This window comes from Vicinamibacterales bacterium (assembly GCA_036012125.1).
Classification (GTDB): domain Bacteria; phylum Acidobacteriota; class Vicinamibacteria; order Vicinamibacterales; family UBA823; genus UBA11600.
This window is the reverse complement of sequence record DASCOS010000025.1, coordinates 133,432-150,740: the sequence shown is the minus strand read 5'-3', so window position 1 is coordinate 150,740 and position 17,309 is coordinate 133,432. Positions and strand designations below refer to the sequence as shown.

The 17,309-nt window shown below is 55.3% G+C and carries 15 protein-coding genes and 1 tRNA gene; 10 read left to right on the top strand and 6 right to left on the bottom strand.

The features are described 5' to 3' along the window. A partial coding sequence (locus tag QGH09_09210) for a GH3 auxin-responsive promoter family protein (GenBank protein ID HJO18360.1) occupies positions 1-431 on the top strand: 431 nt, incomplete at its 5' end. Between the two features lie 2 nt (positions 432-433). Next, entirely contained in the window at positions 434-1,561 is a 1,128-nt protein-coding gene (locus QGH09_09205) for an enolase C-terminal domain-like protein (GenBank protein HJO18359.1), read from the top strand. A gap of 34 nt (positions 1,562-1,595) precedes the next feature. On the opposite strand, the gene QGH09_09200 is transcribed toward QGH09_09205, so the two are convergent. Next, complete coding sequence (locus QGH09_09200; protein ID HJO18358.1) at positions 1,596-2,744, bottom strand: metal-dependent hydrolase; 1,149 nt, start codon at positions 2,742-2,744, stop codon at positions 1,596-1,598. A 212-nt stretch (positions 2,745-2,956) separates the two neighbouring features. Between QGH09_09200 and QGH09_09195 the strand changes: the two genes are divergently transcribed. After that, on the top strand, positions 2,957-4,186 hold the full coding sequence (locus tag QGH09_09195) for a hypothetical protein (GenBank protein HJO18357.1): 1,230 nt from the start codon (positions 2,957-2,959) through the stop codon (positions 4,184-4,186). Here QGH09_09195 and QGH09_09190 read toward each other — a convergent pair. Continuing rightward, a complete protein-coding gene (locus QGH09_09190; GenBank protein HJO18356.1) occupies positions 4,183-6,090 on the bottom strand; it encodes a gamma-glutamyltransferase in 1,908 nt (635 codons plus the stop codon). The two genes, QGH09_09195 and QGH09_09190, sit on opposite strands and share 4 nt — an antisense overlap. A 430-nt stretch (positions 6,091-6,520) precedes the next feature. Here QGH09_09190 and QGH09_09185 point away from each other — a divergent pair, with 430 nt between their 5' ends. Beyond that, the gene (locus tag QGH09_09185; GenBank protein ID HJO18355.1) at positions 6,521-6,901 is read left to right on the top strand and encodes a hypothetical protein; all 381 of its coding nucleotides are present in this window, start codon (positions 6,521-6,523) and stop codon (positions 6,899-6,901) included. Positions 6,902-7,079: 178 nt separating this feature from the next. Here the strand turns inward: QGH09_09185 and QGH09_09180 are convergent. Continuing rightward, positions 7,080-7,155, bottom strand: a tRNA-Thr gene (locus QGH09_09180). Positions 7,156-7,436: 281 nt separating this feature from the next. Here QGH09_09180 and uvrA point away from each other — a divergent pair. Then, positions 7,437-10,355 carry an excinuclease ABC subunit UvrA gene (gene uvrA / locus QGH09_09175; GenBank protein ID HJO18354.1) on the top strand — a complete coding sequence of 973 codons (2,919 nt, stop codon included), beginning with the start codon at positions 7,437-7,439 and terminating at the stop codon, positions 10,353-10,355. Here the strand turns inward: uvrA and QGH09_09170 are convergent. After that, positions 10,352-11,497 carry a trypsin-like peptidase domain-containing protein gene (locus QGH09_09170; protein HJO18353.1) on the bottom strand — a complete coding sequence of 382 codons (1,146 nt, stop codon included), beginning with the start codon at positions 11,495-11,497 and terminating at the stop codon, positions 10,352-10,354. The two genes, uvrA and QGH09_09170, sit on opposite strands and share 4 nt — an antisense overlap. 171 nt (positions 11,498-11,668) lie before the next feature. On the opposite strand from QGH09_09170, the gene efp reads away from it, so the two are divergent. Further along, the gene (gene efp, locus QGH09_09165) at positions 11,669-12,232 is read left to right on the top strand and encodes an elongation factor P (GenBank protein HJO18352.1); all 564 of its coding nucleotides are present in this window, start codon (positions 11,669-11,671) and stop codon (positions 12,230-12,232) included. Between the two features lie 30 nt (positions 12,233-12,262). Beyond that, complete coding sequence (locus QGH09_09160; GenBank protein ID HJO18351.1) at positions 12,263-12,826, top strand: hypothetical protein; 564 nt, start codon at positions 12,263-12,265, stop codon at positions 12,824-12,826. A gap of 29 nt (positions 12,827-12,855) precedes the next feature. Here QGH09_09160 and QGH09_09155 read toward each other — a convergent pair whose 3' ends face one another. Then, positions 12,856-13,059 carry a hypothetical protein gene (locus QGH09_09155; protein ID HJO18350.1) on the bottom strand — a complete coding sequence of 68 codons (204 nt, stop codon included), beginning with the start codon at positions 13,057-13,059 and terminating at the stop codon, positions 12,856-12,858. Further along, entirely contained in the window at positions 13,056-13,658 is a 603-nt protein-coding gene (locus tag QGH09_09150) for a CDP-alcohol phosphatidyltransferase family protein (GenBank protein ID HJO18349.1), read from the bottom strand. Before QGH09_09150 ends, QGH09_09155 begins: the two co-directional genes overlap by 4 nt. A 131-nt stretch (positions 13,659-13,789) precedes the next feature. Between QGH09_09150 and uvrC the strand changes: the two genes are divergently transcribed. From uvrC to trpS, 3 genes are read left to right on the top strand one after another with little or no spacing between them, the layout of a single operon-like run. Further along, complete coding sequence (uvrC, locus tag QGH09_09145) at positions 13,790-15,610, top strand: excinuclease ABC subunit UvrC (protein ID HJO18348.1); 1,821 nt, start codon at positions 13,790-13,792, stop codon at positions 15,608-15,610. Positions 15,611-15,626: 16 nt separating this feature from the next. Continuing rightward, positions 15,627-16,313, top strand: a complete 687-nt coding sequence (locus tag QGH09_09140; GenBank protein HJO18347.1) for a site-2 protease family protein — start codon at positions 15,627-15,629, stop codon at positions 16,311-16,313. Next, on the top strand, positions 16,295-17,302 hold the full coding sequence (gene trpS, locus QGH09_09135; GenBank protein ID HJO18346.1) for a tryptophan--tRNA ligase: 1,008 nt from the start codon (positions 16,295-16,297) through the stop codon (positions 17,300-17,302). Before QGH09_09140 ends, trpS begins: the two co-directional genes overlap by 19 nt. Positions 17,303-17,309 lie beyond the last annotated feature (7 nt).

The window sequence follows — 17,309 nt, the reverse complement described above, 5'->3', positions numbered from 1 at the left end:
GCGTGACGAATATCACCGGTGAAAAGTTATATGAAAGCCAGGTTATCGAAGCGGTGCGTCTCACCGAAGACGAGACGTCGCCTATCTCAGGTTTTTTCCTCATGTTGGCTGATGCAGATCGGGCGACCTATCGTCTTGTTATTGAGTGTTCCACTCCGACTGAAACTTGGTGGCATAAAACTCTCGGGTCGGTTGAACGCCAACTCCTCTCCCTGAATGTGGAATACGCTGCAAAGCGGGCCAGTGGACGCCTCCAGCACCTCGAGCTACTACCTGTTCGGCCTGGCACCGGGGAAGCCTATAAGCGGCACTGCCTGAGTCAAGGGCAGCGGGAGGGCCAGTTCAAGCTTATCGCTTTGCAGTATCAGGCCGATTGCACGTTTCCCTTCGCCGACTTCCGCCTGGATGTGCTGGGTCCGGAGTCGGAGTAACCATGCAGCTCGAACTCTATCGGCTGGATATACCGTTCACGACTGCCTTCAGACACCACTCCGCCGTCCGGACGGCTACGCAAAGTGTGTGGGTAAAGGCTCAGTCCGGTGAGTGCATCGGTATGGGAGAGGGCTGTCCTCGTGAATATGTCACGGGAGAAAGCATCGCGTCGGCGCAAACGTTTTTTCACACTTACTGTGAAACCCTTTGTCAGACCGTGGGTTCGATTGATGCTTTGGTTACTTGGGTTGATGACCATAGAACCGTCATTGACGCGAATCCCGCAGGGTGGTGCGCTATCGAACTTGCCATGCTTGAGTTCTTCGCGAAGCGGGAAGGAGTGACCGTTGAACAATTGGTGGCGGCGGTCCCTGCCACCGGCACCTTCCGTTATTCCGCGGTCGTGGGTGACAGCAAGCTGGATGTCTTTCAAGAGACCGTCGCCCGATACTTCGCGATGGGTTTCACCGATTTCAAGCTGAAGCTGTCTGGTGACCCAGCTCAAGATCGTGCCAAGGTAGATACTTTACGTGATTTATTCGATGTCGAGAAACTCCGTGTTCGAGTCGACGCAAACAATCTGTGGAACGATGCGGAAAGCGCGGTGCGGCACCTTAACGATCTTCAGTTCTCGTTCGTTGGTGTCGAGGAGCCTTTGTCCGCGAATGCACTCGATGGGATGCGCATGGTAGCGGCACAAACTGGCGTTCCGATTATCTTGGACGAAAGTCTTCTCCGGGCCGACCAGATACCAGCACTTGCCGCTGACCCGGACTGTTGGATTATCAATATACGTGTTTCAAAGATGGGGGGACTCTTGCGTTCTCTTGCAGTTCTCGGAGCGGCTCATGCTGCAGGTATTTCGATTATCGTCGGCGCGCAAGTTGGTGAAACGAGTGTCCTTACGCGAGCCGGCCTTGTTGTCGCTCGGGAAGCCGCTGGTGGTCTTTTTGCACAGGAAGGGGCTTTCGGAACCCACCTACTTCAAACGGACGTTGCGCACCCTCCGTTAATGTTTGGTCCAGCCGGTGTTCTTGATGCCGATGCCTACGGACTATCTGGGAGGGTTGGGTGGGGTCTGACGCTTCGACCTGGCCAGGAGTTTACTACTTCACTATCAAGGGAATGAACTTATCCTTGCGTTGCTGGTCCTTTCGGTCAGCCTACTGCACGTTCAACTGATGGTCGAGGTCAACGTGGACGGTTCCGAAGCCCCGGAGTCGGCGCGAGAATCGAGCATCACTGATGATGACTCGATAGCCGTTGGTTGTTGTTTCCACCTCGTAGGTGGGAAACCTGAGCCAGTGGCGGGTGCCTTGGATGTGGGGTGCTGTCAACGCAGCTTCGACGATTGCGTTGGTATCGCCGATCGCAATCGATGGGTCGTGGGGACGGATCGGATCGGTAGCCAGCCAGTCCACTCGCAGAAAATAGTAACGGTCAGCACCTTGCACCACGACGTCCCGTGCAAACGGGTTCGTGGGTACTGGTCCAGCCATAATCTTTCTAGCGGTCAGACCTTCGTGAGCCAACCATTGCTGGACCTGGGTTCGCGCTAAGGTCGAGCCAAGGACCATGCCACCTGCATAAACGAGAATCGCCAACAAACTAGTTAGCGCAAGCCGACTAGTACACACTTGGGCTCCCCGCCAGACCCTGATGCCAACGAGGCAACCAAGGCCGAGCGACCAAGTGACTTTGGCGCCAGTCGGCGTCAGTTCGTTGGTGAGTACAAGCACGCTACTTACACTAGCCGCAAGAATCCAGAGCGTGACGCTTGCTCTTGACCGAGTGTGTGCGAGTACTATCGCGCTGGCGGCCAGAAGCCAGACCCAGGGGTCAACGATGAAGAGCGCATCGCCGTAAAACCACCGGTCGTCGAAAGGCATCAAAAGACGGATGCCATAGGTATTCAACCAGTCGAGCGCGGGGTGACTTAGCACGCTGACATACGAAAGGAGAAGAAGAGCACGCACGGTCGTTGGTGGTGCGTGTCTTCGGAAGAACAGGCGCCGGGCACGGTCCAGCCCAACCATTAGGGATGTGAGAAGGAGTGGTAGCACAGTGACTGCGAGTATCCCGTGGGTCCAACCGCGCCTGAGGTGCAACGACGTGTCACGATCCAGAAACAGTGCGACGGCATCAATGTCCGGCGCGTTCGCACCGAGTATGAGTGTCACTGCGGCTAAGGGTGTCAGGCGCTTGAGCCGAGTTTCAGCTAGGCTGGCCGCGACGAGTGTGTGCGCGATTGGGTCCATTGAAAAAAGGCGGGCATGGTGAGAGAAACCGAGGCCCATTTTTAATCTTGTCATGCCTTAGGATGAGAAGAAAGGCTTACCGGGGGCCCTTTACTACAACCACTTGGAAGTGTAGCTTTTCTGGGAAAGGGCTTCGGCGCTTGTCTGTGTAGGCGCTCGAAAATGCTTCTGGCTGTTTGGAGGTTGAGGCGTTATTTTAGAGGCGTTGAGCTGGGTGGTTCATAATGATCATGCCAGTTTCAGGTCTATCGAAAAGAGGTAATACCATGCGACAGGGTGCACTTCTGGTGTCAATGGCGACGGTCTGCATTTGCTTGGTCCTTCCAGTGTCGACTCAGGCACAGCGGGGTCGACAGCCGGTCGAGCTGCCTGATGGGCCCGGCCGGGAGCTGGTGCAGACGGCGTGTTCCGAATGTCATCGTCTCAACCTCATTGTCAACTCCGGGGGATATACGCAGAAGGGCTGGAATGACCTGATGGCTTCGATGGTCGAGCTACCAGCGGACCAGGGGGAAGTGGTTGCTGGGTATCTCGGCACGCACTTTCCAGTGAGGCCGGCGACGGAGGCGGTGTTAATTCCTGGTGAGACGCAGGTTTCCATCAAGGAGTGGCTCTTGCCGTCACTTGGATCCCGGCCTCACGACCCGCTCGCGGCTCGGGATGGTTCGCTCTGGTGGACTGGGCAGTGGTCCAGCAGGTTAGGGCGACTTACTCCGTCTACAGGTGTTATGACGGAATACTGGCTGCCAGAGAATTCAGGGCCACACGGTCTAATTGAAGATGCTGCTGGCAACGTCTGGTTCACGGGCATTTCGCAAGACTACATCGGCATGCTCGATCCGAAGACGGGTGCTGTGACTGGGTATCCACTATCTGAGGGACGAGGTCCTCACACTCCCATCTTCGACCAAAACGGGACCCTTTGGTTCACCATGCAGTCGGGTATGGTCGGGCGGCTCATACCGGCAACCGGTGATATGCGGATCGTGGCCACGCCGACTGCCAATACATATCCCTATGGCATCGTTGTGAATTCCCAAGGAGTGCCTTGGTATGTTGATTTCCGCGGCAACCGCATTGGTAGTGTCGACCCAGAGACCATGGAAATTCGGGAGTACACCCTGCCGGCTCCAGACGCACGCCCCCGCAGGATCGCCATCACTCCTGATGATGTGATCTGGTACACCGACTTCCCGCGTGGCTATCTTGGTCGGTTTGATCCAGCGACTGGTGCGGTGCAGGAATGGGCTTCTCCAGGTGGACCCGAGTCCAGACCCTACGGTATTGCCACGGTCGGTAACGTCGTGTGGTATAGCGAATCTGCGGTGCGACCAAACACGCTCGTGCGCTTCGATACCGAAACGGAACGTTTTCAGACCTGGATAATTCCGTCTGGAGGTGGCGTGGTGCGCCACATGGTGGCTACGGCCGAGGGCAACCTCGTGCTGGCCTGTAGTGCGGTGAATCGCCTCGCTCTGGTAGAAGTCGGTAACTAGAACCCGAGCGCGGTCGTCTCTCGGCGTACATCACCGGCCGCGATCATTAGACCGGTGTCAGGTTCCCGGTATGTGACTGTCGGGGCGCAGGCCTGCCAGTTCCAAAGGCCCCAAGACTCCACATTGTGGCCCATGGCGCTGAGTGTTTCGAACGTGGCTTCCGGAATTCGACCCTCGAGTTTGAGGAGGCCTGGGCTTTGGTTAACCTCACTCCCGGTTGGTGGAAAGTTGTAGCTCCCGAATCGAGGTTGATCGAGTGCCTGTTCAGGCGACATACCCCAAATTACGACGTTGAGAAAGACCTGCAGAAGGGACTGCAGCTGCTGGTCGCCCCCCGGAGTGGACAAGCCCATGAACGGCTTGCCAGCCTTCATAATGAGGACGGGGCTGTTCGTATTTCTCGGTCGTTTCCCCGGTGCCATGACGTTAGCTAGGTGCGGGTCGAGATTGAGTTGGTACATGCGGCGCGACAGCCCGAATCCCCAGCCCGGGATCATCGGTGTGACCATGTGGCCGTCACTTTCGGTCATTGAGAACAGATTACCTTCAGCGTCCATCACGTTGAGTGACGATGTGTCAAAGAGCGATGTCTCGTCTGCCTTTTCACGTCCATCACCTGAGCCACCTGCTGGTGGCATTGAAAAGGCGAGTGGAGAGTCGTCCGATAGCTCCAGCATGCTATTTGGGTTACCCCACGGTGGCATGTCAGAAAATGCCTGCTCACGATCGATCAGCATGACCCGCTTCGCGGCATACTCTTTCGAGTAAAGCGTCGCAGGGGTGTTTGCCACGGAAGGATCGCCAACGTGTTTGTGTACATCCGACATGCCTAGGGCGATCACTTGCGAGAGTAGGTGAATGTAGTCCGCAGTGTTATATCCCAGGCTTTCGAGATCGAACTGATCGAGCATGTTCAGAAACAGGATAAGGCGAGGTCCCTGAGACCAGCCGTCCCCGACATACACGTCATAGCCACGGAACGTTGTGTGCAGGGGTGCCATCCAGCTACTCTCGTAGTTGGCGAGGTCGTCATATGTGATGAGACCGTTTTGCTCCTCGTAAAACGCATCAACTGCATGGGCCGGTTCGCCCTTATAGAAGGCATCTCGCGCGGCCGTAATACCGTCGGCTCGCGAACCTCCTCTTGCCAAGACGGTTCGTTCTGCCGTCATCATGTACCGGATGAGTCGCCCGAGGTCCTTGTTGACCATCAAGTCGCCGACCCGCTGTTCACTGACGCCATGCTGAAACCAGAATGTTTGGTTGTAAGGATATTTGAGGATGCGACCCTGCTGACTATCTAGAAGCCACTTCTGGTGCTTGTAGAGGTGATATCCACCCTCCGCAATTTCCAAAGCGGGCGTAGCCGCCTGTTCGAAGCTCAACTCACCGAAGCGCTCGAGCGCCGCCAGCCACACGTCCACATCGGCTGGGACCAGTGCGAGGTCCACGTCACGTTTTCCCTGGTCAAGAAAGTGTTGCAGTGTGGCACGAGCCGGGGTAGTCCCAGCTCCTACCCGGGTGATGACCCGGTCCTCCGCTGCACTATACAAAATAAGTGGTGCCACACCCGTCCACCCCGCGAAGCCCATTTTTGTGACCTTTAGGGCCATGGCGGCCGTAACGCCAGCATCGAACGCATTACCTCCCGCTCTTAGAATTTCAAAACCAGCTTGAGTTGCGAGGTAGTGTCCGGTCGCGATGACACCGTGGGTGCCCATAATGCGTGGCCGCATCGACTCAAAGCTATCGGAATCATAGACGTGACCGAAGCTCTTAAAGGGTCGAACCGTGTCGACCAAGCCAGGCATTACTTGGTCGGAGGCAGACTGACCCAGCAGTGCGACGGCTCCTGTTACAACAATCCCAAGACACCATGAGAGTAGTAATGACCGTTTGCTCACGCTGAACTCCTTCGCTAGGGTAAAGACTGAAAGCGACTTCGGAACGGCGGTCTGGGTAGTGTAGCAAGAACGGGACCCAGGTTGAACCGCAGACGGCACGAGGTGTATTCAAAGAGTCTATTTTCGTTAGGTCATGCCCTCGAGCTACGACATTAATGGGAATTGATGGTCTCGTACACGCCCAACACTGTCCGCATCGAGACGGCCGCTACTCTGTGAGTGTAGCCAGATGCACGGCGTAAGAATTCCCCAGTAGTAAGCCTCTCGCTCACTCCTGAATGTCGTTGTCTATCCTAAATCTCTCAATAACTGGAGAGACGGCACACGAAGCAACCCTTGCGTTCACGACCTCGTTCCTTCGTTGAACCTAGCCCTGCGCAGCGGTAGAATGTGGTTCTCCTCTAGATATTGTTGGCGGAGGAGGAATCCCATGGTCTGTTCCCACGTTCGATTTGCGGTCCTCGCTGTTATCGCCATTGCGGTGCTGGCTACACCGGTTAGCGCGCAACTCAGGGTTTTAACACCGGATCAAGTCGCTAATCTTCGCGCTCGTGCTGAGCAAGGCGATGTCACTGTGGAAAGCTTGCTGGACGGGGCAACCGAAGTTTCCGGGTGGCTTTCCTGGAGTTGTGGAGCAAGGTGCAAGATTGGTAGGGGCGTTCGACTGGATGACACTCGGGCGCTGAACTGGGATGCGCAGCACTACGCCAAGACTTTCCATTGGATTTGGGTAGCGCGTGGTAAAGGGGATGGAATCCTGCGACACAACCTCGTTCGGAATGTTGCCTGGCGTCTGAGCGGGGGCTTTTAGTGGTGCAATACCGCTTCGGCATTTCCCACCGGTGAATTGGAGACTCTAGTCCTTCGCACCGCCGACCGAATGTCCTCGGCCACGATGGGATTTCTGCAAGATGTGACATCAATTGGCGAAGCCGGCGGGTCGCCGTCAACGCTAGATCAAGAAACAGTCTGTGTTTATAGAGAGAAACTGGAGCCGGCGAGCGGACTCGAACCGCTGACCTGCTGATTACGAATCAGCTGCTCTACCAACTGAGCTACGCCGGCCCAGGAGAACCGTGTCTTTGTGTGGCGTACAGCGATCGGTACGACCAGGGATGGTAGCACACATCCAGCGGTCTCTTGAGCGCACGCTGCTGGATGAATTACTAGATGATGAGAAACCGCCTCGATGGTACAGGCGTACGTTAGTGCGTTTCATTTTTCCCCATCTGGGTTTCTTAAAGGCGGCGTTTAATTCCTGACAGTCTGTGCGGGTGTTGTTCGGTTGCAGTTCTCTCTGGGCTGGTCTAGGATGGCCTGTTCGATACTTAGAGAAATTGAGCACCGTGCCCCCAGAGATGTCCGAGCCCGCTACAGACCAGGACGGTCAGATTGTCATCAGCGGCGCACGTACGCATAACCTGAAGGGTATTGACCTAACGCTCCCTGCCAACCAGCTTATTGTTGTTACGGGCGTGAGTGGTTCGGGTAAATCGTCGCTTGCGTTTGACACGCTCTACGCTGAGGGGCAGCGACGCTATGTTGAGTCACTGTCAGCCTATGCCCGTCAGTTCCTTGAGCGGATGGAAAAGCCCGATGTCGATCGGATTGACGGCATCGCCCCAGCAATCGCCATTCGCCAGAAAAATAGCGTCCGGAACCCTCGGTCAACGGTGGGTACCACTACCGAAATTCAAGACTATCTCCGCCTTCTGTGGGCGCGAGTAGGCTTGACCATCTGCCGGCAATGTCGCCGTAACGTAATTCGCGAAACGGCCGAGCTTGTGGCTAAGCAACTCAGTGGACTTCCAGAAGGTACGCGTTTACTGCTTGGTTTCGAAATGCCGGTGGTCTACGGGCTTGATGCGGTCGTTGTGAACGGTGGTGAAGGTAACGGGGGAGGCGATGTTTCAGAGGGGCCCTCAAATGAGCATGGTGAGTTGGTCGGGGCGGTGCCGGCGACGATCGAAGCGCTGCGACGACGGGGTTTTGGCCGACTTTACGTTGATGGCCAGGTCGTGGGGTTTGATGATGTTGACTACGAGTCGCTCGTCGATCGTTCCTGTCTGGATGTGTTGGTTGACCGGGTCAAGGTAGCACCAGGTCTTCTGGCGCGGTTAACAGATTCGATTGAGGTTGCCTATCTGGAAGGCGGGGGTAGCGCATTCGCAATTCAGCTTTCTGAGGAGGGCAACGAAATCTCCCGGCCTGTTTTCAGTGAACGCTTTGAATGCCGCACCTGCGCCATCCCGTATGAACTCCCACAACCACGGCTGTTTTCATTTAACAATCCTTTTGGGGCGTGTCCTACCTGCAACGGGTTTGGCAATGTGATCGAACTTGATTTAGGACTAGTCATTCCTAAGCCAGAACTGTCAATTGAGCAGGGTGCCATCGAGCCATGGACCAAGCCGCATTATCGGTCAAGACTGGCTGACCTAAAACGGGCAGCGCGCACGAAACGAATCCGTCTTGACGTACCGTGGGAGGAACTAAGTAACGATGAACGGACGTTCGTTGTTGATGGCGATGGGGAGTACGTGGGGGTCCGTGGCTTTTTTCGCTGGCTCGAGCGGAAGAAATACAAGGTAAATATTCGCGTCTTTCTGAGTCGCTACCGGAGTTATCTCACCTGTCCCGATTGTCAGGGTGCCCGCCTACGCCAGGAAGCGCGCGACGTTTACGTTGGTGGTCGGACGATCGATACAGTGTGTGCATTGACCGTTCAGGCCGCAGCGGAATTTTTTGAGGCACTTCAACTTGACGTTCGCGAAGCGCGGATCGCTGAGAAGATTCTTGCTGAGATTCGAAAACGGCTGACTTTTCTACGTGATGTTGGTTTGGACTACCTGACCCTGGATCGAGTTTCGTCCACACTTTCTGGAGGTGAGACCCAGCGTATCAATTTAGCGACTTCGTTAGGCTCAGCGCTTGTTGGCACGTTATACGTGCTCGACGAACCGTCGATTGGGCTTCACCCTCGGGACAATCAGCGGTTGATTGGCATCCTCCAGCAACTTCGCGACCAAGGAAATACCGTTGTTGTGGTCGAGCACGATGCTGAGATGATGCGGACTGCTGACTATATTGTTGATCTTGGACTGGGGGCTGGTGAACAGGGAGGACGGGTCGTCTACGCGGGTGAATACGGGCCACTTCTCAAAGAGCCACGATCGTTAACAGCGAAGTATCTTCGTGATGATTTAGTCATTCCGTTGCCCACGAAGCGACGAAAGCTAACGGGACAGCAAATTCGAGTTATCGGCGCGACCGAACACAACCTACAGTTGCGCGATATCAACATTCCGCTGAACGCACTGACATGTGTAACCGGCGTCAGTGGTTCGGGTAAATCGACCCTTGTCCACGATGTTCTCTACGCGGCGGTGAAGCAGGCAAAGGGCGGGTGGGACAAGAAGGTGGGGGCGCATGAACGAGTTGAGGGCATAGAGCTGATCAGTAATGTTTCGCTTGTGGATCAAGCGCCGATTGGTCGATCCCCACGGTCCAATCCGGTGACCTACCTCAAGGCATTCGATCCGATCCGGCAGTTGTTCGCATCAACGAAGGAGGCCAAGGTGAGGGGTCTGACCGCTAGTCATTTTTCTTTTAATGTACCTGGCGGGCGTTGTGATGTGTGCGAGGGGGGAGGGGTCATCCGTGTTGAGATGCAATTTCTGGCCGATGTCTTTGTTCCTTGCGACGAATGCGAAGGTGCGCGATTCAAGCCGGAGGTGCTTGATGTGACTTATCGTGGGCGTCGAGTCGATCAGGTGCTGGATATGACAGTTCACGAGGCTTTATCTTTTTTTAATAATTCTCCGAAGGTACTGCGCCGACTCCGCGTCCTGGACGAAATTGGTCTAAGTTATCTTCGTCTCGGGCAACCGGCGACGACCTTGTCGGGAGGTGAGGCCCAACGAATTAAAATCGCCTCGCATCTTACAGGGCAGGGTAGTGATCGGACGCTCTACATACTGGACGAGCCTACGACTGGGTTGCACTTTGACGACATTGCCAAATTACTCGGGGCCTTCAAGAAGCTATTGGATGTCGGGCATACACTATTAGTCATTGAACACAACCTTGACGTTGTTAAAACGGCTGACTGGGTTATTGACCTAGGACCCGAAGGTGGACACGAGGGCGGACGACTTGTGGCTGCAGGTACACCGGAGCAGGTTGCCCAGGTCCAAGAGTCTTACACTGGCCGGCATCTTCGCGATGTGCTGGGCAGTGGTCGTTCGAACGCTTACGCGACCTAGCGGCGGCTTCCTGCCCGACCGATTTCCACATCGAAAATGACTTCCCGTCCTTCCCGAGAACCCGTTAGCACGACGGCTTCACCGATTGGTGCGTCCGCAAGCAACCGCAGTAGGTGAGATGCGTCGTCTACCGGTTCGTCATTGAAAGCGACTATAACGTCACCGGGGCGGATACCGGCATCGTAAGCGGGAGTGTCACGCCGCATGCGCGAGACCAGTGCGCCGCGGTCATCAGGCATGCCGAGTTGTTCGGCTTGCCGATTAGTCAGTGGTGCAAGCTCAATGTAGCCGATGGAACCCCTTTGTACCTCTCCGTACGTAACGAGATCGTCCATGACACGCCGGGCTAAGTTGCTCGGCACCGCGAAGCCCACCCCTTGGTCGCCTCCGCTTTGTGTGAAGATTGCTGTATTAATCCCGATGAGTTCACCGCGTCCGTTGATCAAGGCGCCGCCAGAGTTCCCTTCATTGATGGCGGCATCTGTCTGAATGAAGTCTTCGTAAGTCGTGATGCCTAGATTTGCGCGCCGGACGGCGCTGATGATTCCAAGGGTAACGGTCTGGTCTAGTTGAAATGGATTACCGATGGCGAGTACCCATTCTGCTACGCGGATCGTAGACGAGTCACCCCAGGGTGGAACCGGAAGCCCGTCGGCTTCGATTTTCAGTAGGGCGATGTCGGTCCACTGGTCCACGCCGACGACGATTGCTGGTAATTCCCGATTATCAGGCAGAGTCACTGTGACTTCGGCATCGGCACTTCCTACTACATGGTTGTTTGTGAGGATATAACCATCCGTTGATACGATGACCCCCGAACCGAGGCTCGTGCGTTGCTGCTGACCGAACAGGTTTGGCTCGTTACCAAAAAAATAGTTAAAGAAGGGGTCGTTGAAAAATGGCGACGTCGACTGCCGCTCAACGGTTTGTGACGAAATGTTGATTACACTAGGTACCCGGGCTGCTGCGACGTCGCTGAAATCTGGCAAGGTCACGGTAGGGACTGCTGTAGCCCTAGATTGCACTACTTCCGGCGCTGGACGAGCCGAGGATTCTTCGGTGACCTGAAGCTGACCGGAGAGCACTAGGCCTGCGACAACGCCAGACACAAAGAGTAGGCAAGCAAGCAGAGTGTGTTTCATAAATGCTCCTCGACGGTTTGGGGTGGTGCCACCCACAAGATACTGGGACTCTCTCCCTTCCAGCATACGACAATCTGGTCGCTAGGCCCATGTAAGAGGCCTTAACGGCCTTATGCTACGATCAGTTGCTCTGTTTCAATGGGTGCTCGGTACACCGTAGGGGGCGGTTCGGTGAGTTCAATTCAAGCTACGCGGCTCCGAAAGGGGATGCTGATTAAGTTGGGGAATGACCTGTTGCGTCTTCTTGAGCTTACCCATTTAACTCCAGGAAAAGGACGAGGGTTCGTTCAGGCCAGAATGCTGAACATTCGTTCCGGAGCCTCAGCGGATCACAAGTTTCGCTCTGAGGACACTGTCGAGCGTGCTGTACTCGATGATCGCGAGATGCAGTATCTTTACGAGGACGGTGGCGGTTATCACTTCATGGATACGGAAACCTTTGAGCAAACGCACATGTCTGGCGATGTCCTCGGAAATACAACTCGCTACTTAATTCCAAACGGTCTAATCCGAGTACAGTTCTATGGTGAAGAACCAGTGGGCATCGATTTGCCGCAGACTGTGGAGTTAAAAGTTGAGGATACCCCGCCCTCCATTAAGGGGGCGACGGCTAGTGCACAAATTAAGCCGGCTAAGCTTGAGACGGGGTTGGTTGTTCAGGTGCCAGCTTTTATCAACATAGGCGATACCATTCGTGTGAACACGGAAACAGGCGACTATCAATCACGAGTTTAGGCGTTAGGTACCAATTCCTGAACTAGCTCGATGTCTCTTCCTGAGCTGCTTTCGACGCTGCTTCTGTTCTTGGGGGCAGGGTTTCTTGTCGCTAATGTTCGGGTTGCTTGGTCGTTTATCAGAGCCAGGCGGCTGCGGCCGACGGCTCTCCTGACCTGGAAAGGTTCACCTCCACCGTTCTATGGTCTTCTCATGTCGATCGGTGTTGTGCTCGGCCTCCTTGTTGCTTTCAAACTTGTCGTTCAAGGACGGTCCCCACTGCAGGTATTCGGCGAAGGAATGATGTTTCTTTACTATGCTTACGCGATTCCGCTCAGTCTCCGGATTGCGCGCGGGTTCTACCAAGATGGAATCTGGATAGACAGTGGGTTTGTGCCTTATTCAAGAATCGGCGGGTTAACTTGGCGTGAAGGCGATCGAGTCACTCTAGTAGTGGTTGATCGGATCCGCTGTCTAGCGCGGTCGCTAATTGTGCCGCAGGAGTACTATAGTGAAGCCCGGCGTTTGCTTCACGACAAGATTAGCTCGCACGACCTAAACTTTAGTGGTAGGAGTCTCGACTTGGGTGGTCACGATGAGCGTGATGATGTCTAGGACCCAGTGGGTCGGTTACTTGGATTGCACTAGTTGATCAGGGTTAGCACCCAGCCAACGAGGCCTTCACCACTCGCGGTTGGGTCGCCCAACCATGTTGGTGGCGTGAGCCAGACGAATGCGAGGATGGCGATGACCATAAGGTCGTACTGCCAAGTGGCGCGGTCGTAGGTCCAGAACAAAGCGTTCCACAGGATGACCGACGGCCAGGTGAGTGCACGACTCATTTTCATGTCAGAGTTCCAACCTGGCCGTGGTTCAATTCTCGCCACGTGTAGATTATTCGGTCGGCGACGGTGAGGATCGAGAGCACGGCGATCACCCAGAGGACCGCCGCCATCCGATTGGTAAACGCGCCAATCATAAACAACATGATGCGCTCAGGGCGCTCCATGAAACCGACCTTGCACTTTACGATGAGCGATTCAGCACGAGCGCGTGTATAGCTTGTGAGTACCGAGAACATCATCGTGAGAGCGGTGATCATAACGTAGTCAGTTCGGCCGAGTTGCGCGTAGAGATAGATGAGGCCAATAAAAAGTGAGATATCAGAAAAGCGGTCCATCACTGAATCCCAAAAGCCGCCGAATGCTGATACCAACTTCAACTGTTCGGCAACCTTGCCGTCGATAAAGTCAAAAAGATTCGCTACGACCATGATTGTACCGGCCAGCGTGAACCGACCAAGTGCTAGCGCCCAAGCTGCAAGAATATTGATTAGAACACCCACGATAGTGAGTACGTTCGGGTGCACACGCAGCGCGACACTTACCGAGATAAGTGCGCTTAGCGGAAACATGCAGAGTGCGCCGATCGCGCCAGTAAATGTCATCAAAACCCGGAAGAATCGAAGGTAGAATCGTGGGATTGCGTAATTACAATGCGCTGGTCTGCAACTTGCTCCATTGGTAACGTAAGCGCCAGCCGAACGAGACGACTCCAGCCGTGATGGCAGTTTAGCCCATGCCTATCGGGAATCTCAAGCACCAGATCAATTGTTTACCGAAGCACCCTGGAGTCTATCTGTATACCAATCGTGCTGGTGACACAATTTACATTGGTAAGGCGCGTACGCTTCGCGATCGAGTCCGTAGTTATACGACAGCGTACGGAACAAGTCCGAGGTTAGATGCCTTGCTTGAAGAAATCGCCGGGCTCGAGGTTATTGTCACTGATTCTGTTGTTGAGGCCTTGGCGCTCGAAAATCATCTAATTAAGCAGCGGTCACCCAAGTACAACGTGTTATTACGAGACGACAAGAATTACAGCTATCTCCAACTGACAACGAATGAAGCATGTCCGCGAGTGCTTGTGGCCCGTCGTGTCGAGCGCGACGGTGCATTCTACGCGGGCCCTTTCTTGCCGACTCGGTTAGCTCGTAAGACCATGTCACTTACGCATCGTCTTTTTGGGATCAGGTCGTGCAACGAAGTTATTACTGGTCGGCGGGGGCGACCTTGCCTCGAGTACGACATCAAACGGTGCATCGCGCCCTGTGTATCTGAACTTTGCTCTCCTGAACGCTATGCGCAGGCCGTGGAAGACACCAAGTTCTTTTTGGGCGGGCGTAACGCTGAGTTGAACCAGCAGCTCAAGGTGCGGATGCATGCTGCTGCTGAAGCGGAGAGATTTGAAGAAGCGGCGCAGTGGCGAGACGCTATCCGAACGGTCGAGACTCTTCGTGCCCGCCAACAGAAGATGTCGACTACTAAACTTGGTGATCGTGATGTTTTCGGCGCTCATGTGGGGCCTGAGGGTGCTGTCATTCAGGTATTTCAGATGCGGCGTGGTCGTGTGATTGAACGCATTGAGTTGGTTGCTGAGACTACGTCGCTGGATACAGACGGTGATGCTGCGGTTCTTCAGGCTGGTGTGCAGCAGTTCTACGAGGAACGCCCACCGCCGCCTGAAGTCCACGTGCCGATGGTTCTGGATGAGCCTGTTGCTCTTGAAGGATGGCTTTCGTCGCAGGGTGGCCGCCGGGTGCGCTTGGTGGTGCCGAAACAGGGCGACAAGCGTAGGCTATTAGAACTCGCCGCTCGAAACGCCACGTTAGCTTACGAAACGCGGTTCAGTAGTGATGCGGCCGTCCATGGTGCAGCAGTTGAAGAGCTCAGGGAAGCACTTGGTCTCGCAACAGCACCCCGTCGCATCGAATGTTTCGACATTTCGACAATTCAGGGCAGTGAGACTGTCGGGGCGATGGCTGTTAGTGAGGATGGAAGGATGGTGCGCCGGGAGTACCGGAAATATCTTGTTCGTCAGAACGGTGGTACTGGGAACCCCGATGATTTCGCAGCGATGCACGAAGTTATCCTTCGGCGTTATCGGCGCTTGCTCGAAGAGGGTGGGCCGTTTCCGGACCTCGTAATCGTTGACGGAGGGAAGGGACAGCTCTCTGCTGCTTATGGGGCGTTTCAGGAACTTGGCCTTGGTAATCTTGTGGCAATCGGTATCGCCAAGCGAGAAGAGCTAGTTGTGATGCGTGACCGGTCTGACCCGATCGCTCTACCGTCATCGAGCGTTGCCCTCCATATGCTTCAGCGGATCCGAGACGAGGCGCACCGCTTTGCGGTGACTTTTCATCGAAAGGCACGCAGTAAGCGGATTCTTAGATCGGAACTCGATGAGGTGCCCGGGGTTGGACCACATCGTCGCCGCAGGCTATTGAATCGATTCGGGAGCCTAGCAGGGGTTCGGCGGGCCACACGCGAAGAATTGACCGCCGCTGTTGGTGCGCACACCGCTGATTCTGTCTTAGCCTATTTTGCTATGTCGCGATAGCGTCACCAATCAGTGATTGGTTGCTCTGTCCGGCCACAGGCCTTATCCTTGGACGTTGCTCGATTTCAACGTCATTGACCTCCTCGCTGTTTTTCTGGTTTTGTTGCTTTCGTTGACCGTGCATGAAACGGCTCATGCGTGGACCGCCGACCGGCTCGGCGATCCGACAGCGCGATTGCTCGGCCGGGTCTCGCTTAACCCACTGGTCCACATTGATCCAGTCGGCACGGTCGTTCTGCCCCTGGTCGCGTTTTCCACTGGCGTCCCGATTCTTGGCTGGGCGAAGCCTGTGCCGGTGAACATCGCCGGGCTCGGTCGCGGCCGGCGCGACTTTGTGCTGGTGGCGGCGGCGGGTCCGGCGAGCAACATCGCTCTGGCCGTGTTGGCGGCTTGGGCGCTGGGTGTTCTGGAAGCCGGTTGGCTTAATATCGGCGACGGTGGGCCTGAACCGATTCTCCACTGGATCGCGCACTTGGCGTTCCAGGTTAACCTGCTGTTAGCGGTCTTCAATATGATTCCAGTGCCGCCACTCGATGGAGGCAATGTCCTGGGCGGGTTATTGCCGGCGACCTTGTCTAACTCGTTCGACCGCCTCTTGCGTCCCTATGGTTTCCTGATTTTGTATGCGCTCATCCTGACCGACAACCTTATGACGATCATCGGCCCACCCTATTCGTTTCTCACATGGCTACTGCGACCGTGACAAAACGCGTTCTCTCCGGTATGCGTCCGACGGGCAAGATGCATCTTGGTCACTTGGCCGGTGCGCTCGGCAATTGGGCTGAGCTGCAAGCCAAGTACGAGTGTTTCTACTTTGTGGCCGACTGGCACGCGCTCACCAGTGAGTATGGCAACACCGAAGGGTTAACTGACTACGCGCTTGACAACGTGACGGATTGGATCGCCGCCGGACTCGATCCCGAGCGCAGCACATTCTTCGTTCAGTCACTGGTACCGGAGCATGCAGAGCTATATCTGTTGCTGTCAATGATCGTGCCGACGCCGTGGTTGGAGCGGGTGCCAACCTACAAGGAGCAGATCGAAGAACTCACTGAGAAGGACCTATCCACGCTCGGGTTCCTCGGATATCCGTTACTGCAGGGTGCTGACATCATCATGTATCAGGCGCACTACGTGCCGGTTGGCGAGGACCAGGTGCCGCACCTCGAACTAACCCGTGAAGTCGTCCGCCGCTTTCACAGCTTTTACGGCGAGGTTTTTGTAGAGCCACAACCATTGTTGACACACTTCCCGAGGCTGCCAGGGCTCGATAATCGGAAGATGAGCAAGAGTTACGACAACGCGATTAATCTTTCTGATGATGCAGAAACGGTGCGTAAGAAAGTGAAACGGATGTATACAGATCCCAAAAGGGTGCGTGCTGATATCCCGGGCACAGTTGAAGGCAACCCCGTCTTTATGTACCACGATGCTTTTAACCGTGACATAGCGGAGGTGGAGGACCTTAAGACCCGCTACCGTGCAGGCAAAGTTGGGGATGTTGAGGTCAAGGAAACGTTGGCACGGGCCTTGAACGCCGTGCTTGATCCGATCCGAGAGCGACGATTAGAACTGACCGCCAAACCTGAGCGGATTCGTGAGATCCTATTGGATGGGTCGAGTCGGGCTCGCGGCGAGGCGAAGTTGACGATGGCTAAGGTCCGTGAGGCGGTAAGGCTGAAGTATTTGTGAAATGTTG